We start from the raw sequence: 21,679 nt of genomic DNA, 5'->3' as shown, positions 1-21,679 counted from the left end.
CTTCGGGGGCACTGCCATCAGCCCTCTGAGCAAGGTCCCTTCGCCGGGACGATGGATGGGTTAGGCCGCAACCGCTCACGCAGCACTCAAATGACTGCGCATCTTTAGATTGGCCAGCCGGTCCTCAGCAGACCCCATACAGCAGCGGCCCCAGCGTCGACTGCGGACAGAAGCAAGCACTCGGCGAGGGATTAAGCTCAAAAGGGATTGACTCAATGCCCGTTACAGAAGAGCAGTTCAGCTTTTCACGGCATCTTTGAACCGCTCAATCTTTTTGTTTTACGCAATTTCGAACGGAAAACCGCTGCGCACTTTTCCGGAAATTGCTTTAGGGGGTAATCCATGCGCGCCAATTTCCGCATGCAGCGGCTGTTCGTGACGTCAGACATCAAGGCAGGCTCCGCCATCGAAGCCGACCAGGATCAGTTCAACTATCTCGCCAATGTGCTGCGCATGGAAGGCGGCGACGAACTGCTTGTATTCAACGGCCGCGACGGCGAATGGAAGGTCAGCGTCTCCTTCCCCTCTCGCAAGCGCATCCTGTTGACGCCGGTCGAGGAAACGCGCCCGCAACCGGCACCCTCCGACCTGCACTATCTCTTCGCGCCGCTGAAAGTGGGGCGCCTCGATTATCTCGTGCAGAAAGCCGTGGAGATGGGTGCAGGCCTGCTGCAGCCGGTCACGACACAGCATGTGCAGGGCAAGATCACCAATCTGGACAAGGTCAAAGCTAATGTCATCGAGGCTGCCGAGCAATGCGGCATCCTTGGCATTCCCGACGTGGCCGAGCCCGTGAAGCTTGCCGACCTGCTCGCCGGCTGGCCGCGCGAGCGGCGCATCATCTACTGCGACGAAGGCGATGCCGGCCAGAATCCGCTACCGCTGCTGGCGCAGGTGAAGGAGAAGCATCTGGCGCTGCTGGTCGGCCCCGAAGGCGGCTTTTCCGAAGAGGAGCGCGCCCTATTGCGCAGCCTCGATTTCGTCACCGCCATTCCGCTCGGACCGCGCATCCTGCGCGCCGACACGGCAGCCGTTGCCGCCATGGCGGTGATCCAGGCCGCGATCGGCGACTGGAACTAAGTCTTCACTCCAAGACTGCAACGATGGTCGCAACGATCAGCAGGATCGCCAGCGAGATATTGACGATCCGCGAAACCCTCGGATTTTGCAGGAAGCGTGAGAGCGAAGCGCCGACAAGAAGCCATACCATGTGAATGGCGACGATCATTGCCGTGAGCAATACGATCTTGACCGTGGCATCGAGCAGTCTCTGGCCCTGAAACAGGCTGACACCGGCAAAGACGGCGGCAATCGCGAGATAGGCCTTGGGATTAGCTACTGCGAGCAGGAAGCCGCCTGAAAAAGCCGGCGCTGCCACCTGATCATCACGGCGCGACAGCGGCGGTGCGGTGGCGATCTTGAAGGCGAGATAGAGGATATAGACGGCCGAAACCACCGTCAGCACGACGGCGCCGTGTGGGACGGACAAAAGGATCGCAACGACGCCGGCTGCTACGGCCAGCAAGACCGCCACGGTGCCTGCGATAAGGCCGGAGACATAACCGAGCGACCGCCGGAAGCCATAGGCCGCGCCCATCGCTGTCGCGCTGATCGTCGAGGGGCCAGGGCTGCCCATGATCACCAGTGAGGCCACAAGCAGCGTCAGTATGGGATAGTAAAGGCCGTCTGAACCGTTCATCGATATGCTCCGCTTGACGTCAGTCGAAGCGAATTATCCGTGCCAATAGCGAGATGTCTTGAACGCTTGTGCAAATATGCCGGTGGCTGTCACGACCGTGATGCACTTGCGAGACATAAAATCCTATTTTTTTGAACGACCCTTGAAAGAAATTCACTTGCACCGTACCTCAATCCGCGTCAATCACCCTCCAATTGACCTGCGACTGGCGCGGGTTATCCTCCGAGATCTAAGGTAATACCATGGCGCGCGACACTACCGACCAGACTCCGCTCTCCTCGGTCTCGGAAATGACGGCCTATCTGGCCGCGGGCAACAAGCCGAAGGAGAAATTCCGCATCGGCACGGAACACGAGAAATTCGTATTCTTCCGCGCCGACAACAGCCCCGTGCCCTATTTCGGCGATGCCAGCATTTCTGCGCTCCTCAAGGGGCTGCAGGCAAAGAGCGGCTGGGAGCCGATCATGGATGGCGAGAACATCATCGGGCTCGGCGAACCCACCGGAATGGGCGCGATCTCGATCGAGCCGGGCGGCCAGTTCGAACTGTCGGGCGCGCCGCTCGAAACTATCCACGAGACCTGCAAGGAATCGAACAACCATCTGGCGGCAGTGCGCGAGATCGCAGAGCCGATGGGCATTCGCTTCCTCGGCGTCGGCGGCAGCCCGAAATGGACCTTGGCGGAAACGCCGCGTATGCCGAAATCGCGCTACGACATCATGACCCGCTACATGCCGAAGGTCGGCACCAAGGGTCTCGACATGATGTATCGCACCTGCACGATCCAGGTGAATCTCGATTTCTCGTCGGAAGCGGACATGCGCCGCAAGATGCGCGTGTCGATGAAGCTGCAGTCGCTGGCAACCGCACTCTTCGCCTCCTCGCCTTTCACCGAAGGCAAGCCGAACGGGCTTTCCTCCTGGCGCGGCGAAATCTGGAAGGACACCGACAATCGCCGCGGCGGCCTGCTCGATTTTACCTTCCGCGACGATTTCGGCTTTGAGGACTATGTGAAGTGGGCGCTCGACGTTCCCATGTACTTCGTCGTCCGCGACGGCCGCTATCACGACTGCACCCATGTCACCTTCCGCCAGTTCATGGACGGCGCGCTGAAGGGCGAGATTACTGACTGGGAGCCGACGATGGGCGACTGGACGAACCATCTCTCCACGCTGTTCCCCGATGTGCGCCTCAAGCGCTTCCTCGAAATGCGCGGCGCAGACGGCGGCCCCTGGCGCCGCATCTGTGCGCTGCCTGCCTTCTGGGTCGGCCTGCTCTACGACGACGAGGCGCTCACGGCTGCCGACGAGTTGACCAAGGACTGGAGCTTCGACGAGGTCAACGCGCTTCGCGACGTCGTGCCGGTAGAGGGTCTGAACGCTGTGATCAAGGGCCACAGCCTCATGGATGTGGCGCGCGAAGTGGTCGGCATTTCCCGCCTCGGCCTGAAGAACCGCGGCCGTTTGAATGGTGACGGGCTGGACGAAACCGTCTTCCTTGCGCCGCTCGACGAAGTGCTTGCCAAGAAGGGCACGCTCGCCGACGATCTGCTGATGCTCTACAACGGCCGCTGGAACCAATCGGTCGAGCCGATCTTCGAAGAATATCAATACTGATAATCAGCTTGCATGCCTTCATCGCCTGGATAGCATGAGGGCAGAAACCGGTATGCGCCCTCTTTTTTCCCGCTATACTATCGGAATCAAGCGCCGCCTGATTCCGAAGCGGCCTCATTGTGGGGAAAGGGACTTCGATGCTGCCACTCTTCGACATGATGATGCAGGCACAGAACGGCGCCGCCACGGAGGCCATGGCCAAGCAGTTCAACCTTGCGCAGGAGCAGGCGACCAAGGCGATGGCTGCATTAATGCCGGCTTTCTCTACCGGCTTCAAGCGCAGTGCCACCGACCCCTATAATTTCATGGGCGTGATGCAGGACATTACGTCAGGCAGCTACGCCAAGTATTTCGAGGACATGAGCAAGGCCTTCACACCTGAAGGTATCTCCGACGGCAACACTGTGCTGGCGCGGCTGTTCGGTTCCAAGGATGTTTCCCGCGCGATCGCGGCACAAGCCGCACAGATGACCGGCATCGGCCAGGAAGTCTACAAGCGCATGTTGCCCGCCATGGCCGATACGCTGATGGGCGGCCTGTTCAAGGAGACCAGCGGCCAGATCCCGCCGATGGCCAACCCCTTTCTAAACACGGCCATGGGCGAGATGATGCAGGGCTGGCTGCAGACCATCGGTTTTGCGCCGAAGCAGAAGCCGACACCGCAGGCGAGCATCTTCGACAATCCCTTCACGCAGGCGATGGAACTGATGTTCGGCGCCGATAGTGTCAAACACGAGAAGGCTGCGGCGACCAATCCGTTCCTCGACAATCCCTTTGCCAAGGCTTTCCAGGACATGATGAAGAACTTCCCGATGGCCGCCGAGCCGCCGAAGGAAGAACCGAAGCCAAAACCTGCCGCCGGCGTCGACATGGCCGCCTATACCGAGATGTTCAACGCCATGTTCGACAGCGGCCTCGAAGTGCAGAAGAGCTATCAGAAGAACATGGAATCGATCTTCGACAGCTACATGCAAGGCAGCAGCCCGGCCAAGACGCCCGAAAGCAAGTCTTAGCCGCGCTGCCTGTTTGTGCCTGGGATGCGGCTGCAGATGCGCTGGCGACTGCGCGTACCGCTATCCTGCAAGCGTTGGATAGTCGATGTAGCCTTCGGCTCCCGGCGCATAGAAGGTTGAACGATCCGGTTCATTTAAAGGCGCGTTACGGCGGAAGCGCTCCACCAAATCCGGATTGGCGAGAAACGCGCTGCCGAAAACCACAGCATCGGCTTTGCCTTCCTGCAAGAGTTCCTCAGCGCTCGCCCGAGTGAGCCCGCCGCCGATAATATATGATCCGGCGAAACGCGGGCGCAGCAGCTCACGATAATTCACCGCTGCCCCGAACAGGGCGACATGGAGATAGGCCATGTCCGAGGCCTGAAGATGCTCGACCAAATAAGAGTAGGTCTCCTGCGGATTGGCGTCGGATATATCGTTAAAATTCATTTCCGGCGAAATTTTCAGACCGACCCGACCGACCCCGGCCTCATCGATCATCGCTGCCAGGACTTCGAGCATGAAACGGGCGCGGTTGGCGACAGAGCCGCCATACTCATCCGTGCGCTGGTTGCTGCCTGATGAGAGGAATTGCTCCGGAAGATAGCCCGAGGCGCCATGGAGTTCGACACCGTCGAAGCCGACGGCAAGCGCGTGGCGTGTTGCGACGCGATAATTTCTGACAGTCTCCTTGATCTCGGCGAGCGAAAGCTCGTGGGGCGTGACAAAATCCTTTTGACCCTCATTTGTCCAGGTCTGCCCGTTCGGACGGATGGCCGAAGGAGCGACCGGCAGTTCGCCGCCCGGCAGCAATAGGGGATGGGAGATTCTGCCCGTATGCATCAGCTGCAGGAAAATCCGCCCACCCGCAGCGTGAACGGCATCGACCACGGCTTTCCACGCCTTGAGTTGCGGTTCCGTCTGGATACCCGGTGTGCGCACATAGCCCTTACCGCCAGATGTCGGGAAGACACCTTCGGTGACGATAAGACCCGCACTGGCGCGTTGCGCGTAGTAGGTGGCGACCAGATCTCCCGGCACGGCATCATCATCATCGGCGCGGGAACGGGTCATCGGAGCCATGACAAGGCGGTTGGCAATCTCGATGCGGCCGAGGCGAGTGGATGTGAAAATCTTGCTCATGGAACGTCCTTTCTGTCTGTTCGAACAAGACATGGGACTTTTCCTTGATGGCATAAACGGGCTATTGTGGAAATGATTATTCCAACAATGGCGCAATCTTTATGGAATACCTGAATGACATGGCGCTCTTCGTTGAGGTGGCGAAAGCCCGGAGCTTCCGCCGTGCAGCGGAGACCCTTGGCATGCCGAATTCCACGCTTTCCCGCAGGATCAGCCTCCTTGAGAAGTCGATCGGGTTGCGTCTTCTGCATCGCACGACGCGCCGGATCGAGCTTACCGAAGCAGGGCAGCTCTACTACGAACGCAGCAAGCGCATCGTCGAAGAGGCGAGAATAGCCCATGAACAGCTGGGGGAGATGGTTGCGCAGCCAAGTGGCGTGCTCAGGGTTTCCCTACCGGTCGACTTCGCGACAACATATCTGGCGCCGATGCTGCCGGAGTTTGCCGCACTTTACCCCGGCATGGACTTTGATTTCGACTTGACACCCCGTAATGTCGATCTCGTTGCCGAGCCTTTCGATCTGGCGATCCGCATGGCAGCCCCTCAAACGTCAAACCTGATCGCACGGGTCATCGCCCGGCTTACGCCTCGGCTATATGCCGCTCCCGGCTATCTTCAACAAAAAGGCGAACCGCACCATCCGTCCGAGCTGAAGCAGCACCAATGTCTGACGATGCAGAATATCGGCAGCTGGATCCTCCATCGCGAAGCGGAAAGCGTTGAGACCACGGTGGGAAGCCGCTTTCGCGGCAATAGCGTCGCCATGATCCGGCGGCTCGCGGTATTGGAGATGGGCATTAGCGCCCTTCCGGAGAGAGTCGTCATGGAAGAGCTGGCAAGCGGACAACTGCGGCGCATCTTGCCGGAATGGCAGTTGGCTCCCACTTCGGTCTATGCAGTGACGGAAACACGCCTGCTTCCCGCCAAGACACAACGCTTTATCGAGTTCCTGCGAGAACGGCTTCGCGAAGAATAAACGCATGCGTCATCCCGCTGTCAGCGTGGTATATGAGCCGGCCGCATGGACAAGCTCGCCGGCGCGATATCACGATGGCAGGCAGAAGTATCGCGTCATGGCTGAGGTTCATTGTTCGCCATATCGTACGGCCCGTGCACATTGCACCCAGTTATCTTACACTAAAACACAGCCTATTTCTGCTTTCAGCTTGAAAGGAGACAGCCATGTCCAGCATCGATCAATCCGGTAATTTTGCCCTCGGTGACCTCAAGGTCAAACGGCTTGGCTACGGCGCCATGCAGCTCGCAGGTCCTGGCGTGTTCGGCCCGCCGAAGGATCATGAGACGGCGCTTGCGGTTTTGCGCGAAGCCATCGCCTCCGGCGTCAACCATATCGACACCAGCGATTTCTACGGTCCGCATGTGACCAACCGGCTGATCCGGGAGGCGCTCCATCCCTATCGCGACGATCTCGTCATCGTCACCAAGATCGGCGCGCGGCGCGGTGCGGACGCCTCCTGGCTGCCGGCTTTCTCGCCTGACGAGCTGAAGCAGGCGGTGCATGACAATCTGCGCAATCTGGGACTGGATGTGCTCGACGTCGTCAACCTCCGCGTCATGCTCAACCCGCATCACCCGAGCGAAGGCTCCATCGAGGCGCCGCTGACAGTCCTTGCGGATCTCCAGCAGCAGGGCCTCGTGCGCCATATCGGGCTCAGTAACGTCACGCGCAGCCAAATCGCCGAAGGCCGCACGATCACGAATATCGTCTGCGTGCAGAATCTCTACAATCTGGCGCAACGTTCGGACGACGCGCTGATCGAAGAATTAGGCCGCGATGGCATCGCCTATGTGCCCTTCTTCCCGCTCGGCGGCTTCACGCCGCTGCAATCCTCGGCGCTCTCCGATGTGGCCGCGCGCCTGAACGCGACGCCGATGCAGGTGGCGCTTGCCTGGCTGCTGCGTCGCGCGCCGAATATCCTGCTCATTCCGGGCACCTCGTCACTTGCCCACCTGCAGCAGAATATCGCGGCCGCCGGGCTGACATTGCCTGATGATGCGATCACTGAGCTCGACCGCATCGCTGGCGCCGGCCACGCCTGACGTTACCGGTTATCCGGCAAGACCGAGACGGCTCGCGCAGGCAGCTCGAGCCGTCTCTCTATGCCAATATTCTCGAGAAACACTTCGTCATGGCTGACGACCAGAAGCGCTCCGTCATAGGCGCGCAATCCGGCTTCGACTGCGGCGATGGAATCGATGTCCAGATGATTGGTCGGCTCGTCGAGGATCAATAGCGAGGGTGGCACCAAGCCGCCGAGCACACAGGCAAGCCCCGCGCGCAGAAGCTGCCCGCCGCTGAGACTCGAAACAATCTGCAGCGCGGCATCGGCCCGGAACATGAACCGCGCCAAGGCGGCGCGGCAGACATTCTCGTCTGCGTCCGGATTGATCCTGCGGAAATTGTTGCGAATCGAAAGCGCTGGATCGAGGAAACTAACCCTCTGGTCCAGGAGAGCCGACGAGACGACCCGCACACTCCCGCTCCAGGGTTCCAGCGCGCCTGATATCAGCGCCAGAAGCGTCGTCTTGCCCGACCCGTTCGGCCCGGTGATCGCGACGCGTTCCGGCCCCGTCATGACGAAATCGAGACTGCGGAAGATCGGCCGCTCGGGATCATAGCCGGCGGTGATGCCTTCCAGCCTGAGCACGACCCGATTCGCCGGCAGGCCGGATGTCGGAACCTTGACCGTCAAGGGCTGTAGGATCTCGATCTTTTCGCGGGCGGCCGAGGCATCCTGCAGGGCTTGGCCGCGCCGCCGCTCGGCAAGCCGCGTGTTCTCGCCGCCCGTCATTTCGGCTCGCTCTTTCATCCCGCCAAGCAGGATACGCGGTATGCCGCCCTTGGCCGCCATTTTCCGGCCAGCCTTGTCCCGCCTTGCCTGGCGCTCGACGGCCGCCTGGGCGCTTCTTTCCACCTCGGCGATGCGCTTTTCCGCCTCGGCGAAATCGTGTTCGGCGGCGGAAAGCTCCAGCGCCTTGCGTTCGCGATACTGGCTCCAGTTGCCGCCGTAACGCGATGCGCCGAGCGACGTCAGCTCGACGATCGCATCCATGGTATCGAGCAGCTCCCGGTCATGGCTGATGACGATGGCGCCTGCCCTCCAACCCGAGAGGAGATCGATCACTGCGCCGCGGCCGTCACGGTCCAGGTTGTTGGTGGGTTCGTCGAGAATCAGGAAATCGGGATCGTCGACGATGAGCGCAGCAAGGCCGCAGCGGGTGCGCTGCCCGCCGGATAGAGTCACAAGACGCGTTTCCGCCGTAACGTCGAGCCCGACACGGTCAAGTGCCGCGGCGATACGCTGCTCGAGCGTCCAGTCGGCCGAGGCGAGCTCTTCATTCGTCGCCTCCCCCGCCTCCGCACGCTTCAGCACCGCCAGTGCTTCGCTCGCTCCGAAAAGATCGGCAACGGTTTCTTCGGCCTGCACCTGCACGCTCTGGCGCAGGATTCCCAATCTGCCGTTGAAGGAGATGCTGCCGGATTGCGGTTGCAATTCCCCGGAGACGAGTTTGATCAGCGTCGTCTTGCCGACGCCATTGCGGCCCACAAGGCCGGTGCGCTCGGCGCCGAAGCTTAGATCGAGATTGGAAAGAAGCGGCCGACCCTCAGGCGTGGACCACGAAAGATTGGATAGAACGATGGATATAGGCATGAGCAAGAATTTCCCCGATGGCAAGGCTGAACGGCATTGCGGTCGAGGTGGAATCCATTGCTGCACACATCCTGTTGGTATCAACGATGCCTATAAGCTAAGCGACAAGTTGCGCCGTTTCAAGTCAGGATCGTTCAAGTCTGGGCGTCGATCGCATCAAGGAAGCTGATGACGCGCTTCCAGGTGAGGTCGGCTGCCTTGGCATCATAATCGGGCAGACTGGCATCGGTATAGAGATGGCCGCCGCCCGGATATCTGAAGATCTCCGCAGCGGTCCCGGACCGTGCGGCCACCTGCCGCCAGGCGGCAACGTCTTCCTCCGGCTCGAACGGGTCCGGGTCGGCTAGATGTAGCTGCATAGGCAGACCCTTGCGGGCATTGTCGGCAATCGCGGCAATGCCATGCAGGAAAAGGATACCGGCGGTGTTCTGTCGCTTCGGCCAGAGACTTGCCGCGACAGCGGCGCCCATCGAGAAGCCGGCAAGGACCGTCGAGGCGGGCAGGCCCGCCAGCGCCCATTCCGCGCGTTCGCAGATCGTCGGCCAGCCGATCTCATCCTTGAACTCGAAGCCCTCTTCGATCGATCGGGCAATCAGCCCGTCATAGAGATCCGGTGCGAAGGCTCGGTGCCCTGCCGCCTGCACGCGCTCTACCGCCTCATGCTCGAGCGAACGCAAACCATAGACCGAGTGGAAAAAGATCACCGTTGCCATCGCAGCTTTCCTGTTGTTTCGATCGGGCCTGCTGTTTCGATCAGGCTGTAAGATAAGGCAATTGCCGCAGGAGGCAACTTAACCGCGCACGACCTGCTGCGAAACAGCATCTCCAGAAAGAAAAAACCCGGTGCTGGCCCTTGGGCCGAACACCGGGAAAGAAGCAGGGCTTATTGGCTATCACCCTGCGGGGAAACGAGTGTCCGCTTTCAGCTGCGCATGCTGCCGAAAGCGGAGGATCGCGCGCAGCGGCGCGCGGACTGGGTCAAATGGCCGGACGGATCCTCGAAGAAGGTCGAGGTGGTCAACGCGGTGTTGAGGTCCTGACGGGTCAAGCCGATGTCTCTCAACTGACTGTCATCAAGCTCGTTCAGGTAGTCAATCTCGCGGCGATTGCGGAGCGCGCGCCAGACGGAAGCCGCTTTGCCGAAAGCAACCGTCATACGAGCCGTCAGAGACAGCGATGGCGTTACAAGGCCAAGGGTCTGATCTGTCGTGCGCATTTCCGTAGTCCTTTCCTTGAGGCACGCGCCAGCCAAGCCCCTTCCCAGGGACCGGAGAAGGGGCGCAGGCCGGGAGGAGTTCGACAGGAGTATCTGTTCGATTGGTATGCTGAATTGCATTCAGAAGATGCCAAAGCCCTATTGATCAGTCCAACGAATGTTTCTAATGATAACTATCAAACTCCTTTATAGGTGAACCCATGTCCGCGCCGCTTGATATCGATCAGTTGCAGACCTTCATCGCAATCGTGGATTCCGGCAGCTTCACCAAGGCAGCCGACCGGGTGTTCAAGACGCAATCGGCCGTTTCCATGCAGATGCGCCGGCTGGAAGAGCGCGTCGGCAAGCAGCTTTTCATCAAGGATGGCCGCGGCAACCGCCTGACGGCCGAAGGCGACAAGCTGCTGAACTACGCCCGCCGCATCATTCGCCTGAACAACGAGGCCATCGCCGCCTTCGACGACAACCGCCTCGAGGGCACGCTGCGCATCGGCACGCCGGACGATTATGCCGACCGCTACATGCCCGAAATCATCGGCCGCTTTGCCAAGACGCATCCGAATGTCGAGCTTTACATCGTCTGCGAGCCCTCGGTCGATCTGGCCGAACGCATGCATCGCGGCGAACTCGATATCGCGCTCGTCACCCATAATCCACGCGAGCGGATGTCTGACGTGGTGCGTACGGAACCGCTCTGCTGGGTCGGCTCAGCCAACCATCCGCTGCGGGACGATGCGCCCATTCCGCTTGCCGTCGGGCGGCGCGACTGCCAGTGGCGCCAGCTTGCCTGCTCGGCGCTCGATGCCGGCGGCCGCGACTATCAGATTCTGTTCACAAGCTGGTCCTGCACAGTCGTCGCAGCAGCCGTGCTTGCCGGCATGGCTGTTTCGGTCATGCCGGAATCGGCGCTGCGCACCGGCATGAAGGTGCTGACGCAGGCCGACGGCTTCCCGCCCCTGCCGCCAGTGCAGATTGGCATCATGAAGCGGCCCGGACTTTCGGTGTCGCTGATGAACGCCATCACCGCACATATCTCTGCCTGCCTGGACAACATCACGCCGGCTGTTGTGGATGATGATCTCGATGGCGATGTGAAGACCTACGCACGCATCTATCCGCGGCAGCGCGCCGGACAGATTTTGCCGGGCTGGTGAGCCGACGGCCCACCAACCGATCTTCTTCGGCCGCCGTTACGATGTCGGCTCGGCCAGCAGGGTGACGCGGATCACCTGTTTCCATTCGTTCAACGCGCGCAATGCCATGTCGTCGTCGCTCATGATGGCAAAGCGGATCGACGCGCCGATCAGATGGCTGAAGAGTTGGGTGCGCGCCTTCAGGTCGACCCGGCTTTCGGCCGGCAGGAAAGGCCGGATGCTCTCCTGGAATATACCGGCGACGCGATTGCTGTGCAGTATGTTGAGCTGCAGGATATCCCTATCGATATCCGTGCCAAGCCATACGCCGAGATAGGCGGGATCGTTGCGGAACTCGCGATAGTACCAGTCGATCATACCGCAGACGAGTTCGATGGCATGATCGCAAGACTTGACGCCGGCGAAAGCCTCCTCGACTTTCTGTTGAATTAAATTGGCATGACGGTCGAGCAGCGCCCGGACGATCGCTGCCTTGTCCGGAAAATACTGGTAGACGGAACCGATCGGGATAGCGGCAACCACAGCCAGTTCCGTCATCTTCATGGCACTGACCCCCTTCTCGGCGATCAGCGAGGCCGCCGCAGACAGGATGGCATCGACACGTTGAATACTCCGCTCCTGCTGTGGCTTCTTTCGGAACGTGATGCGGTCGGGGTTATTCGAATTCATTCTTTACCCGTTTCATTGTCATACTGAACGACGCTTAGGCGCGGCAGACGCTATGGCATCCGACGCGTTCAATGCGCGTAAACGGGAAAAGTCCAATTTTAATCATTACTTAGGAGCCATGCTCAGGCTCCGCAGCTGCGGCCGAAATATGGTTTCGACCCGGTAATCAGCCTGTGGACGCTAGGCCGGTATCGACGATTCGTATCGTTCTAGGACAGGTACTTTTTCAGGAATTCAACCGTCCTGCCCCACGCCAGATCAGCCGCCTTCTTGTCGTAGCGGGCAGCCGACGTGTCGTTGTTGAAGGCATGATTGACGCCATCGTAGATGAATATCTCGAAAGTCTTGCCGCCTGCCTGCAACTCCTTGCGATAGGCATCGATGCCGGCATTGATGCGATCGTCCAGGCCGGCATAGTGCAGCAGCAAGGCAGCCTTGATCTTGGGCACATCGCTTGCCGGCGGTTGCGTGCCGTAATAGGCGACGCCCGCCTTCAGCTCCGGCGAGATCGTCGCAAAACGGTTGACGACGCCACCACCCCAGCAGAAGCCGATCGCACCGACCTTGCCGTTAGCCCCGTCTAGCTTGGCGAGGTAAGTCAGGCTCGCTTCGGCATTGGCTGCTGTCAGCGCCGGGTCGAGATTGGTGAACAGGTCGCGCGCCTTGTCCTCATCCTCAGGCGTGCCGCCAAGCGGGGAAAGGAAATCCGGCGCCAGCGCCACGAAGCCCTCCAGCGCCATACGACGGGCAATATCGCGAATATGCGGATTGAGGCCACGATTTTCATGGATGACAATGACGCCGCCGAGCTTGCCGGCTGTGTCTTTCGGCCGAACGAGATAGCCCTTCATCTCGCCCTTGCTGCCGGCAAACGTGACATCCTTCGCCTCCAGCCTCTTGTCGTCAGCGGTAATGACCTCGGCGCTTGCCTTGCTGGCGGCGAGCAGCGGCGCGATGGCGGCGGCCGCGCCGGCGGACCCTGCAAGCTTGGTCAGCTTTTCCATGAAACCACGACGATCGAGCGTCAGATGCGTGTATTCATCATAGGCGTTGATCATCGCCTGCGTCACGATGGGCTTTTCCGTGCTCATGGTCCTGCTTTCCCTGTTGCTCCGCGCGGCAGGCGCAAACAGCCAGCCATCCGCTGACAAGATAGGTCAGCGAGCGACGACGTAACGGTAAAAGAAGAACACAAAGACGTGACCGCCGGTTGCGCCCGCGATCACGCAGTGGCGTCAGGAGAAGGCGAGCCAGACGCCCAGCCAGATCCACATGCCGACCAGCGCGACAAAGCCAAGAGCGAAGAGCGGGCTGCGATAGCGCAGATCATTGCTGGTCACATGCACGAAAGCATGTGCGTAGCGCGCGACGACGAAGATCCAGGCAAGGATCACCGAAGGCAGGTTATCCGCCTGGGTGGTATAGAGCAGGATGCAGCAAGTGTGGAAGAGCAAGGGAAGCTCGAACTGATTGGCGAGGCTGTTTCGTACCACCAGGCTTTCAGCCGGCTCGTTTGCGGCGTGGTTCTCGCGAAATTGCGTGGGTTGAATTCGGCCTGCTTTAGTCAGAACGCGGCGGCGCCATCCGAGGAGCGCGTAGAGGATGAAGACCAGCACCGCATGCGCCACCATGGGCCAGAACATTTCATAGCCTGTCACGTCGCCAACTCCTTTGGAATGCCACATTGCCGATAGGGTCAATCAGGACGGCCGCGAGCCGTCTGGCGAGAGGTAGCGAAAAATGGCAAACCGAGCCAGTAGAATAACGGTGACCACCAGCGTCAGGAATTTCAGCCTGACAACGATCGGCAACAGGCTCGCCAGCAGCGACACCATGGCATCGGAGGGCGTTGCCGGCGGGTAAAGCATCAGGCCGGCGATATTCTCGGCATAATCGACAATCGTATAGAAGATCGGCAGGCAAAAAATAACTGCAGTCGCGCCGGGCGGGATCGGCCGGCCGAAGAAAAAGCCGCCAGGACCGATCAGGCGCATCAGGCAAAACAGCAACCCGCCCAACACCAATGGGAAGATCAGCTCCGGCCCGAGATACATGGAATGCAGGATCGCAGCCGGATCGGGGTGATCCTTGAGGTAGTGCAGCATGCCGATGACGTCGTCGCGCTCATAGCCGCCGATGCGCGCATCGAGCATCTGCTGGCCGGCTGCAGCATCGCTGAATGCTCTGACGAAGCCGGCATGGATCCAGGCAAACAGAGCCAGGGAAAGAGCCGCGAGGATCGCCGCCAGGCCCTGCAAGGACCTGGCGTTGCCCTGAGCGCGATCCGCCATCGATCAGCCGCCTGCGCCCGGATAGTTCGGGCTTTCGCGGGTAATCGTGACGTCGTGGGCATGGCTTTCGCGCAGGCCTGCGCCGGAGATGCGCACGAAGGTCGCACGCTCCTGGAAATCCTTGAGATCGGCGCCGCCGACATAGCCCATGGCAGCCTTGAGGCCGCCTGCGAGCTGATGCAGCACACCAGCAACAGGGCCCTTGTAGGGAACCTGGCCTTCAATGCCTTCCGGAACGAGCTTCAGCGTGTCGCGGACTTCAGCCTGGAAATAGCGATCGGCCGAGCCGCGGGCCATGGCGCCGACGGAGCCCATACCGCGATAGGCCTTGAAGGAGCGTCCCTGATACAGATAGACCTCGCCCGGGCTTTCGTCCGTGCCGGCCAGCAGCGAGCCGATCATGGCGGCGGATGCGCCGGCGGCGATCGCCTTTGCCAGATCGCCGGAGAACTTGATGCCGCCATCGGCGATAACAGGGATGTTCTGGTCCTGCGCAGCCTGCACAGCCGACATGATGGCGGCAAGCTGCGGCACGCCGACGCCGGCGACGATACGCGTCGTGCAGATGGAGCCGGGGCCGATACCGACCTTGACTGCATCAGCACCGGCATCGATCAGCGCCCGCGTGCCATCATAGGTGGCGACGTTGCCGGCCATGATGCGGACCGAATTGGAAAGCTTCTTGACGCGGGCGACGGCATCGAGAACGCGCTGCGAGTGACCGTGGGCGGTATCGACGACCAGAAGGTCGACGCCTGCCTCGATCAGGCGTTCGGCGCGCTCGAAGCCATCATCACCGACGCTAATGGCGGCGGCGGCACGCAGGCGGCCCTGCGCATCCTTCGAGGCATTCGGGTTGAGCTGCGACTTCTCGATATCCTTGACCGTGATCAAGCCGACGAGGCGGCCGTCACCGTCGACGACGAGCAGCTTTTCGATGCGATGCGTGTGCAGCAGGCGCTTGGCTTCCTGCTGCTGCACGCCGTCCTTGACCGTCACGAGATTCTCGCGGGTCATCAGTTCATAGATCTTCTGCGAAGGGTCAGAAGCGAAACGCACGTCGCGGTTGGTGAGGATGCCGACGAGGCGATGCGACTTTTCAACGACCGGGATGCCGGAAATGCTGTGCGCTTTCATCAGAGCGAGTGCTTCGGCAAGCGTTGCGTCCGGGCCGATGGTGACCGGATTGACGACCATGCCGCTTTCGAACTTCTTGACCTGGCGGACCTCTTCGGCCTGCTGCACCGGCGTCAGATTGCGGTGGATAACGCCCATGCCGCCGGCCTGGGCCATGGCGATCGCAAGGCGGCTTTCCGTCACTGTGTCCATGGCGGCGGAGAGGATCGGCAGGTTGAGCTCGATGTCCTGGGCGATGCGGGTGGCGATATTCGTCTGCCCGGGCATGACCTCGGAGTGTCCCGGCTGCAGGAGTACGTCGTCGAATGTCAGCGCATCCAACCCTGTTGACGTTTCAATAATGCGTGCCATGGCCAATTCCTTCGTCTGTGAAAAGCAGGATGGCTCCGGAACGAATCGTCTACCGGGCGATCTTGCAAGTGTTGCTTGGAAGTTGGCGAGGGCTGGTAACACGTCTATGACAGGAAGGGAATAGCAAAAAGCGCTGGGCAGATATGCCGGGCGCTCAAGCTCTACCAAGCCTTCCGTCTTCAGATTTCAAACTGATAGGTTTTCGGAATGTAGCGGAAGCCTTCCGGTTGTTTTTCGACGAAGCCGACGGCGGGGAAAGGCATATGGAAGCCGAGGAAGGGGATGCGGTCGGCGGCGATCATGTCGAAGATGCGCCGGCGGGTCTTTGCGGCCTGGGCCTTATCCGCATCGAAGCGGACTTCCCAATCCGGGCGGCCGAGCGAGAGAATATAGTGATTGGCGGTGTCGCCGGTCATGACAAGCTGCTTGCCGTCGGATTCGAGATGAAAAACGAGATGGCCGGGCGTGTGGCCAGGCGCCAGCATGGCCGTCATGCCACTGACGATCTGGCCGCCGTCCTTCAGGAAGGTCATCTTTTCGGCGAAGGGCGCGACATTGGCGAGAACGGTCTTGTGACCGCCGTCTGCCGGCGTTCCCTCGCGTGCCTTGTCGGTCCAGAACCCATATTCGATCTCACCGGTGACATAGCGGGCGTTCGGAAAGGCCGGAGCGCCCTCCTCCATCAATCCGCCAATGTGATCGCCGTGCAGATGCGTGAGAGCAACGACGGTGACCTGTTCCGGCGTGTAGCCGGCAGCCTTCAGCCCCTCGCGAAAACGGCCGAGACCGCGAGCGCGACCAGTCGCGCCAAAGCCGGTGTCGACGACGATCAGGTCGGAGCCGGTGTCGATGATGGCTGGGGCATAGCTATTCACCAGCTTTTCCGTCGGCAGGAAATTCTGCTCCAACAGCTTGCGCACGGTATCGGGCGCCTGGTTCGAGCCGAAGATTTCCCAAGGGCTATCCATGATGCTGGCACCGTCCTTGATGACTGTGATGATGCAGGATCCCAGTTTGAACCGATGCATGTCCGGGGGCGGAACAGCAGTCATATGTTACTCCTTATGCTTGTCTCAGCGTAAGCCGCGCCTATCGTCGCCACGGTGAAAACGGTCCGGAAAGTGATCTTGGCTGGCCGGCGATTTGGCCATGACAACCTTTTCCGAATCCGCTAATACACCGGACGACGTTTTATGCGATTAGCATTTCCATGCTCTTAGCATATGTCAAATCTTGCTTTCGGCGCCATATGGCAGCGGACATCACGAAGACGTGATCCTCAAGCAGTCATGGTGCAAAATCCGGGATTGGCAGCAGCCCCGCATAGGACTACAGAGCGGCGACCGCCCATGGCGGCCGCCTTCCCGAAGACAGACCCATCAAGGCAGATGCCTATGAATCGCATCGTTCCATTGATCCTCGCAGTCGCTCTCTTCATGGAACAGATGGATTCCACCGTTATCGCGACAGCGCTGCCGGCCATTGCCAACGATCTCCATGTCGGCCCGATCACCCTCAAGCTGGCGCTGACCTCCTACATGGTGTCGCTCGCCGTCTTCATCCCGATCAGCGGCTGGATGGCGGATCGCTTCGGCGCGAAGAACATCTTCCGCATCGCCATCTGCGTCTTCGTCATCGGCTCCATCATGTGCGCCTTTTCCGGCGGCCTGTTCGAATTCGTCTTCGCCCGCTTCCTGCAGGGTGTCGGCGGCTCGATGATGACGCCGGTCGGGCGGTTGGTGCTGGTGCGCACCACCCAAAAGAGCGATCTGGTTTCGGCCATGGCGCTGCTCTCCATTCCGGCCCTTGTCGGCCCGCTCGCCGGCCCGCCGCTTGGCGGCTTCATCACCACCTACGCCTCTTGGCACTGGATCTTTCTCATCAACGTTCCCGTCGGCGTTCTCGGCGTCATCCTGTCGACGATCTACCTGCCCGATGTGGAAGCGACCATGCCGCCGAAGCTCGATGTGACAGGCTTCCTGCTGACGTCTTTCGCTGCATCCGGCGTCGTCTTCGGCATGTCCGTGATTAGCCTGCCTGCCCTGCCACCGATCGTCGGCACCTCGACCGTCGTCATCGGTTTCGTCTGCGGCTTCCTCTATATCGGCCATGCGCGCCGTCACCCGGCACCGATCCTCGACCTGTCGCTGATGAGGAACGCCACCTTCCGCGCCTCGGTGACCGGCGGCACGCTCTTTCGCATCTGCATCGGCGCCATGCCTTTCCTGACGCCGCTGATGCTGCAGCTCGGTTTCGGCCTCAATCCGTTCCAGTCCGGCCTTATCACCTTTGCGGGCGCGATCGGTGCGATCACCACCAAGTTCATCGCTCGCCGGGTTTTCACCGCCGTCGGCTTCAAGACGGCGCTGCTATCGGCGGCGGCCATCACGACAATCACCACGATCTGCACCGGCTTCTTCCAGCCCTGGACGGCGCATATCATCATCGTCGCCATATTGCTGATCGGCGGCTTCTCGCGCTCGTTCTTCTTCACCGGCATCAATGCTCTTGCCTTCGCCGACATCAACGACAAGCAGGCAAGCCAGGCGACGTCGATGAGCTCCGTCATGCAGCAGATCAGCCTCGCGCTCGGCGTGGCCGTCGCTGCCATGATCCTGGAAACCTCGACCTTCTTCAGCGGCACGGAACTGCAGGTCCGCGATTTCCACATCGCCTTCTTCTGCATCTCGGTGCTGACCGTGCTCGCAACCATCCCCTTCATCCGGATGGATCGCAACGCCGGCGCCATGGTCTCCGGCCACAAGGCCGGCCTCAAGCGCGTCGCCGCCCTGGAGCCGCAGGTGGAGCAGCGGGTTGCAAAATGATGCCGTCTCGGTTGCGCTCCGGCGCAACCGGAACCTATTCCGGCCTTTCGCAGACGGCGCTCAGCTTGTTGCCGTCAGGATCGCGGACATAGGCAGCGTAGAAATTGGCATGGAAGGAGCGCAGGCCCGGCTTGCCCTCATCGATGCCGCCATGGGCAAGAGCCGCGGCATAGAAGGCATCGACATCAGCACGGCTTTCGGCATGCAGGGCGACCATGGAGCCATTGCCGACAGTGGCCGCCCTTTGATTGTAGGGCCTGACCACCCAGAACCGGCAACGGCTGTCGCCATCGGCGGCGTAGCCGATTTCCTCATCCGATTCGCGCTGACGCCGGTAGCCGAGCACGGGCAAAACGGCGTCGTAAAAGTCTTGCGAGCGGGAGATGTCGTTGGAACCGAGCGTTATGTAGAGAAGCATGATTGAGTCTTGATTGTCCGTGATGCCTTGGGAACCGGCATCATCGAACGAAAAAGACCGTCAGATCAAGCCTCTGCTATTTCCTCATCTGCCTTGCGCCCCTTAAAGCCCTTCGCCAGCAGGAACATTTCGACCGACTCGGCTCGGGATGCCCCCGGCTTCACATGGATGACCTGCCGGAAATTCTGCTTGAGGAAGGTCAAGAGATCGCGCTCCGTGCCGCCCTGGAAGGTCTTGGCAAGGAAATGACCGCCCTCCGCCAACACTTCGACGGCGAAATGGGCGGCGACTTCGCAAAGATGCATGGTCCGCAGGTGATCGGTGCGGTGATGGCCCGTCGTCGGCGCCGCCATATCGGAAATGACGATATCCGGCGTGCCGCCGACCGCATCGATCAGCCGTTGCGGCGCTTCCGGATCAAGGAAATCGAGCTGCAGGATCGTTACGCCGGGGATAGGCGCCATTTCCAGGAAGTCGATGGCCGCGACGCGGATATCCTCTTCTGTCGAGTCGGTCACCTTGGCGGCGATCTGCGACCAGCTGCCCGGTGCGGCACCCAGGTCGATGATGCGGCGCGCGCCCTTCAGGATCTGATGCTTCTCGTCGATCTCCAGCAGCTTGAAAGCGGCGCGCGCGCGATAGCCTTCGAGCTGGGCGCGCTGCACATAGGGATCGTTAATATGCCGTTGCAGCCATTGCCGCGAGGAGGCCTTGAGCTTCTTTTTCTTGACGCGCTGGCCGAGCTTGCGGCCCGTGCGGTTGCCGGCGATGGTTGGCTTGGTCACGTCTGCGGCCCCTTCGTATCCCTCGGTCGATGGCCCCGGCGCGAGCGGCCCCGCCGCCAGACACCGTCGTCCGCCATCATGTCAGTCAGCAGTCCCTCGCGCAGGCCGCGATCGGCGACACGCATGCGCGGGCTCGGCCAGCGGCGGCGGATCGCCTCCAGAATAGCGCATCCCGCCAGAACCAGATCGGCGCGATCCGGCCCGATGCAGGGATTGGCGGCGCGGCCGGCAAAATCCCAGGACAGCAGCTTGGCCTGCATCGCGCTCACCTCGTCGTCCGACAGCCAGACGCCATCGACCCTGCGCCGATCGTAGCGCGGCAGATCGAGATGGACGCCGGCAAGCGTCGTCACCGTGCCAGATGTGCCGATGAGATGGAAGTCGGCACTGTCGCGCGCGGCCCCCTGCACCGGCGGGCAATCGAAACGTTCGAGCATACGCTCGACCTCGCACACCATCGTCTCAAACAGCTCCGGCGTCACATCGCGTCCGCCGTGCCGTTCCGAGAGCGTCACGACGCCGACGGGAAGCGAGGTCCAATGGGTGATATGGTTGGCAAGCCGGCTGGAGCGATTCTCGCCGATGCGGATGACGGCGATCTCGGAAGAGCCGCCACCGATATCGAACAGCACGACGGAGCGTGCCTCCGGTCCAACCAGAGAAGAGCAGCCGGAAACAGCAAGGCGAGCCTCAGTCTCGCGGTCGATGATCTCCAACTGCAGTCCGGTCTCGGCGGTGACGCGCTCGAGGAAGGCCTCGCCGTTGTCGGCCGCGCGGCAAGCTTCGGTCGCGATCAGCCGCATGCGGCGGATTTCCCGCGTCTTCAGCTTGGCAGCACAGATACGCAGGGCCTCGACAGCCCGATCCATGGCATCGCTTGAAAGGCGGCCACTGGCGCCAAGCCCCTCGCCGAGGCGCACGATGCGGGAAAAGGCATCGACAACCCGGAACTGCCCGGGACGGGTCGGCTGCGCGATCAGCAGGCGGCAATTGTTGGTGCCGAGATCGAGGGCGGCATAGAGGTCGAGCGGACGGGAATCAGCATCGGCATGATGCTGGCCTTCACGACGCGGCTGCGATTGCCTGATCTGGCGGTGATCGTCGTGAGCCGGAGCCTGCGCGTTCGCAGCCGAGCTTGTGGGAGCGACGAATTGCGCGGTTTTTTCATGCGCCAGCGGCCGGCCCTGCAGGCCGCGCTTGCTGCGATGCTTGCGCCTATTTTTGCCGCTCTTGTTCGATGACCGATGGCCATGATCCGCCGTTGCGCGATGCTCGGCCGTTGATGAAGGGTGCTGTGTCTGGGGGGAAGATTGCGCATCAACTTGTGCTCCACCGCGGGAACGGCGTCGGCGCTTACGCTTTTTGGCCGGAGAACCGGCCTCGTCTTCCACTGGGCGCACCGCCACCTGGCTGGACTTGCCTGCCTGATTGGCCTCCGCAGAATGAGCGTTCGGGCGACCATGGCCGCGCTTACGCTTCGCGCGCCGGGAGGATTTACCCTTCCTGCGCTCCACTGCCGACGCCCCGTCTGCCTGCGGCGCTGAGCCGCTGTCGGGGTCACTCACGTATCTTTTCCACCGCGCCGCGCAAGGCCCGGAGGCATGCTGCTGGCACTCGTTTGATTTTCGTTGGGCAAAGAATACCAGCAGGATGGGTTTTCGCCAAATTCTTTTTGAATCACGCCAGTTTGGGCGCATCCGGAACAGCC

Annotated in this window: 21 protein-coding genes; 7 read left to right on the top strand and 14 right to left on the bottom strand. The window is 61.0% G+C overall.

What is annotated here, in order from left to right; genetic code table 11:
• Window positions 1-342: 342 nt before the first annotated feature.
• Window positions 343-1,080 carry a 16S rRNA (uracil(1498)-N(3))-methyltransferase gene (locus QD409_RS19775; RefSeq protein ID WP_092851108.1) on the top strand — a complete coding sequence of 246 codons (738 nt, stop codon included), beginning with the start codon at window positions 343-345 and terminating at the stop codon, window positions 1,078-1,080.
• Window positions 1,081-1,084: 4 nt separating this feature from the next.
• Here QD409_RS19775 and QD409_RS19770 read toward each other — a convergent pair whose 3' ends face one another.
• Complete coding sequence (locus QD409_RS19770; protein ID WP_092851112.1) at window positions 1,085-1,699, bottom strand: LysE family translocator; 615 nt, start codon at window positions 1,697-1,699, stop codon at window positions 1,085-1,087.
• A 242-nt stretch (window positions 1,700-1,941) separates the two neighbouring features.
• Here QD409_RS19770 and QD409_RS19765 point away from each other — a divergent pair, with 242 nt between their 5' ends.
• Both QD409_RS19765 and QD409_RS19760 read left to right on the top strand, forming a co-directional pair.
• On the top strand, window positions 1,942-3,315 hold the full coding sequence (locus QD409_RS19765) for a glutamate--cysteine ligase (RefSeq protein ID WP_092851117.1): 1,374 nt from the start codon (window positions 1,942-1,944) through the stop codon (window positions 3,313-3,315).
• 137 nt (window positions 3,316-3,452) lie between these two features.
• Window positions 3,453-4,328 carry a DUF937 domain-containing protein gene (locus QD409_RS19760; protein WP_092851121.1) on the top strand — a complete coding sequence of 292 codons (876 nt, stop codon included), beginning with the start codon at window positions 3,453-3,455 and terminating at the stop codon, window positions 4,326-4,328.
• Window positions 4,329-4,388: 60 nt separating this feature from the next.
• On the opposite strand, the gene QD409_RS19755 is transcribed toward QD409_RS19760, so the two are convergent.
• Window positions 4,389-5,450, bottom strand: a complete 1,062-nt coding sequence (locus QD409_RS19755; RefSeq protein WP_092851358.1) for an alkene reductase — start codon at window positions 5,448-5,450, stop codon at window positions 4,389-4,391.
• Between the two features lie 101 nt (window positions 5,451-5,551).
• Between QD409_RS19755 and QD409_RS19750 the strand changes: the two genes are divergently transcribed.
• The gene (locus tag QD409_RS19750; RefSeq protein WP_092851123.1) at window positions 5,552-6,427 is read left to right on the top strand and encodes a LysR family transcriptional regulator; all 876 of its coding nucleotides are present in this window, start codon (window positions 5,552-5,554) and stop codon (window positions 6,425-6,427) included.
• A gap of 206 nt (window positions 6,428-6,633) precedes the next feature.
• A complete protein-coding gene (locus tag QD409_RS19745) occupies window positions 6,634-7,512 on the top strand; it encodes an aldo/keto reductase family oxidoreductase (RefSeq protein WP_092851128.1) in 879 nt (292 codons plus the stop codon).
• Window positions 7,513-7,514: 2 nt separating this feature from the next.
• Here QD409_RS19745 and QD409_RS19740 read toward each other — a convergent pair whose 3' ends face one another.
• The 3 genes from QD409_RS19740 to QD409_RS19730 all read right to left on the bottom strand — a co-directional run bounded on the left by QD409_RS19740 (window position 7,515) and on the right by QD409_RS19730 (window position 10,341).
• On the bottom strand, window positions 7,515-9,125 hold the full coding sequence (locus QD409_RS19740) for an ABC-F family ATP-binding cassette domain-containing protein (RefSeq protein WP_092851133.1): 1,611 nt from the start codon (window positions 9,123-9,125) through the stop codon (window positions 7,515-7,517).
• A gap of 134 nt (window positions 9,126-9,259) precedes the next feature.
• On the bottom strand, window positions 9,260-9,838 hold the full coding sequence (locus tag QD409_RS19735) for a dienelactone hydrolase family protein (protein ID WP_092851138.1): 579 nt from the start codon (window positions 9,836-9,838) through the stop codon (window positions 9,260-9,262).
• Window positions 9,839-10,047: 209 nt separating this feature from the next.
• Complete coding sequence (locus QD409_RS19730; RefSeq protein WP_092851144.1) at window positions 10,048-10,341, bottom strand: DUF1127 domain-containing protein; 294 nt, start codon at window positions 10,339-10,341, stop codon at window positions 10,048-10,050.
• Window positions 10,342-10,541: 200 nt separating this feature from the next.
• Between QD409_RS19730 and QD409_RS19725 the strand changes: the two genes are divergently transcribed.
• Complete coding sequence (locus QD409_RS19725) at window positions 10,542-11,495, top strand: LysR substrate-binding domain-containing protein (protein ID WP_092851146.1); 954 nt, start codon at window positions 10,542-10,544, stop codon at window positions 11,493-11,495.
• A gap of 36 nt (window positions 11,496-11,531) precedes the next feature.
• On the opposite strand, the gene QD409_RS19720 is transcribed toward QD409_RS19725, so the two are convergent.
• The 6 genes from QD409_RS19720 to QD409_RS19695 form a co-directional block, all read right to left on the bottom strand.
• On the bottom strand, window positions 11,532-12,164 hold the full coding sequence (locus QD409_RS19720) for a TetR/AcrR family transcriptional regulator (protein WP_092851148.1): 633 nt from the start codon (window positions 12,162-12,164) through the stop codon (window positions 11,532-11,534).
• A 209-nt stretch (window positions 12,165-12,373) separates the two neighbouring features.
• A complete protein-coding gene (locus QD409_RS19715; protein ID WP_092851150.1) occupies window positions 12,374-13,255 on the bottom strand; it encodes a dienelactone hydrolase family protein in 882 nt (293 codons plus the stop codon).
• A 144-nt stretch (window positions 13,256-13,399) separates the two neighbouring features.
• A complete protein-coding gene (locus QD409_RS19710) occupies window positions 13,400-13,822 on the bottom strand; it encodes an MAPEG family protein (RefSeq protein WP_092851152.1) in 423 nt (140 codons plus the stop codon).
• Between the two features lie 42 nt (window positions 13,823-13,864).
• Entirely contained in the window at window positions 13,865-14,455 is a 591-nt protein-coding gene (locus QD409_RS19705) for a hypothetical protein (RefSeq protein ID WP_092851154.1), read from the bottom strand.
• 3 nt (window positions 14,456-14,458) lie between these two features.
• Window positions 14,459-15,943 (bottom strand): IMP dehydrogenase, encoded by a 1,485-nt coding sequence (guaB, locus tag QD409_RS19700; RefSeq protein ID WP_092851156.1) that lies wholly within the window; start codon window positions 15,941-15,943, stop codon window positions 14,459-14,461.
• 179 nt (window positions 15,944-16,122) lie between these two features.
• The gene (locus tag QD409_RS19695; RefSeq protein WP_092851158.1) at window positions 16,123-16,995 is read right to left on the bottom strand and encodes an MBL fold metallo-hydrolase; all 873 of its coding nucleotides are present in this window, start codon (window positions 16,993-16,995) and stop codon (window positions 16,123-16,125) included.
• A 342-nt stretch (window positions 16,996-17,337) separates the two neighbouring features.
• Here QD409_RS19695 and QD409_RS19690 point away from each other — a divergent pair, with 342 nt between their 5' ends.
• The gene (locus QD409_RS19690; protein WP_092851160.1) at window positions 17,338-18,768 is read left to right on the top strand and encodes an MFS transporter; all 1,431 of its coding nucleotides are present in this window, start codon (window positions 17,338-17,340) and stop codon (window positions 18,766-18,768) included.
• Between the two features lie 34 nt (window positions 18,769-18,802).
• Here the strand turns inward: QD409_RS19690 and QD409_RS19685 are convergent, their stop codons facing one another.
• The 3 genes from QD409_RS19685 to QD409_RS19675 all read right to left on the bottom strand — a co-directional run bounded on the left by QD409_RS19685 (window position 18,803) and on the right by QD409_RS19675 (window position 21,536).
• On the bottom strand, window positions 18,803-19,186 hold the full coding sequence (locus tag QD409_RS19685; RefSeq protein WP_092851162.1) for a VOC family protein: 384 nt from the start codon (window positions 19,184-19,186) through the stop codon (window positions 18,803-18,805).
• Between the two features lie 65 nt (window positions 19,187-19,251).
• Window positions 19,252-19,971: an RlmE family RNA methyltransferase gene (locus QD409_RS19680; protein WP_092851164.1), complete on the bottom strand. Its 720-nt coding sequence runs from the start codon at window positions 19,969-19,971 to the stop codon at window positions 19,252-19,254.
• Window positions 19,968-21,536, bottom strand: coding sequence for a Ppx/GppA phosphatase family protein (locus tag QD409_RS19675; RefSeq protein ID WP_092851168.1), 1,569 nt, complete (start codon window positions 21,534-21,536; stop codon window positions 19,968-19,970). The genes QD409_RS19680 and QD409_RS19675 overlap by 4 nt, the downstream gene beginning before the upstream one ends.
• Between the last annotated feature and the right edge of the window lie 143 nt (window positions 21,537-21,679).

This window comes from Rhizobium sp. BR 315, assembly GCF_050577975.1.
Lineage (GTDB): Bacteria > Pseudomonadota > Alphaproteobacteria > Rhizobiales > Rhizobiaceae > Rhizobium > Rhizobium miluonense.
This window is presented reverse-complemented; position numbering and strand designations above follow the sequence as displayed.

Excerpts from the sequence above, each read along its gene's own strand:
- QD409_RS19770 (WP_092851112.1), bottom strand. The coding sequence starts at position 1,699 with ATGAACGGTTCAGACGGCCTTTACTATCCCATACTGACGCTGCTTGTG.
- QD409_RS19775 (WP_092851108.1), top strand. The coding sequence starts at position 343 with ATGCGCGCCAATTTCCGCATGCAGCGGCTGTTCGTGACGTCAGACATC.
- QD409_RS19755 (WP_092851358.1), bottom strand. The coding sequence starts at position 5,450 with ATGAGCAAGATTTTCACATCCACTCGCCTCGGCCGCATCGAGATTGCC.
- QD409_RS19690 (WP_092851160.1), top strand. The coding sequence starts at position 17,338 with ATGAATCGCATCGTTCCATTGATCCTCGCAGTCGCTCTCTTCATGGAA.
- guaB (WP_092851156.1), bottom strand. The coding sequence starts at position 15,943 with ATGGCACGCATTATTGAAACGTCAACAGGGTTGGATGCGCTGACATTC.
- QD409_RS19725 (WP_092851146.1), top strand. The coding sequence starts at position 10,542 with ATGTCCGCGCCGCTTGATATCGATCAGTTGCAGACCTTCATCGCAATC.
- QD409_RS19760 (WP_092851121.1), top strand. The coding sequence starts at position 3,453 with ATGCTGCCACTCTTCGACATGATGATGCAGGCACAGAACGGCGCCGCC.
- QD409_RS19765 (WP_092851117.1), top strand. The coding sequence starts at position 1,942 with ATGGCGCGCGACACTACCGACCAGACTCCGCTCTCCTCGGTCTCGGAA.
- QD409_RS19685 (WP_092851162.1), bottom strand. The coding sequence starts at position 19,186 with ATGCTTCTCTACATAACGCTCGGTTCCAACGACATCTCCCGCTCGCAA.
- QD409_RS19720 (WP_092851148.1), bottom strand. The coding sequence starts at position 12,164 with ATGAATTCGAATAACCCCGACCGCATCACGTTCCGAAAGAAGCCACAG.
- QD409_RS19750 (WP_092851123.1), top strand. The coding sequence starts at position 5,552 with ATGGAATACCTGAATGACATGGCGCTCTTCGTTGAGGTGGCGAAAGCC.
- QD409_RS19715 (WP_092851150.1), bottom strand. The coding sequence starts at position 13,255 with ATGAGCACGGAAAAGCCCATCGTGACGCAGGCGATGATCAACGCCTAT.
- QD409_RS19740 (WP_092851133.1), bottom strand. The coding sequence starts at position 9,125 with ATGCCTATATCCATCGTTCTATCCAATCTTTCGTGGTCCACGCCTGAG.
- QD409_RS19735 (WP_092851138.1), bottom strand. The coding sequence starts at position 9,838 with ATGGCAACGGTGATCTTTTTCCACTCGGTCTATGGTTTGCGTTCGCTC.
- QD409_RS19695 (WP_092851158.1), bottom strand. The coding sequence starts at position 16,995 with ATGACTGCTGTTCCGCCCCCGGACATGCATCGGTTCAAACTGGGATCC.
- QD409_RS19705 (WP_092851154.1), bottom strand. The coding sequence starts at position 14,455 with ATGGCGGATCGCGCTCAGGGCAACGCCAGGTCCTTGCAGGGCCTGGCG.
- QD409_RS19730 (WP_092851144.1), bottom strand. The coding sequence starts at position 10,341 with ATGCGCACGACAGATCAGACCCTTGGCCTTGTAACGCCATCGCTGTCT.
- QD409_RS19745 (WP_092851128.1), top strand. The coding sequence starts at position 6,634 with ATGTCCAGCATCGATCAATCCGGTAATTTTGCCCTCGGTGACCTCAAG.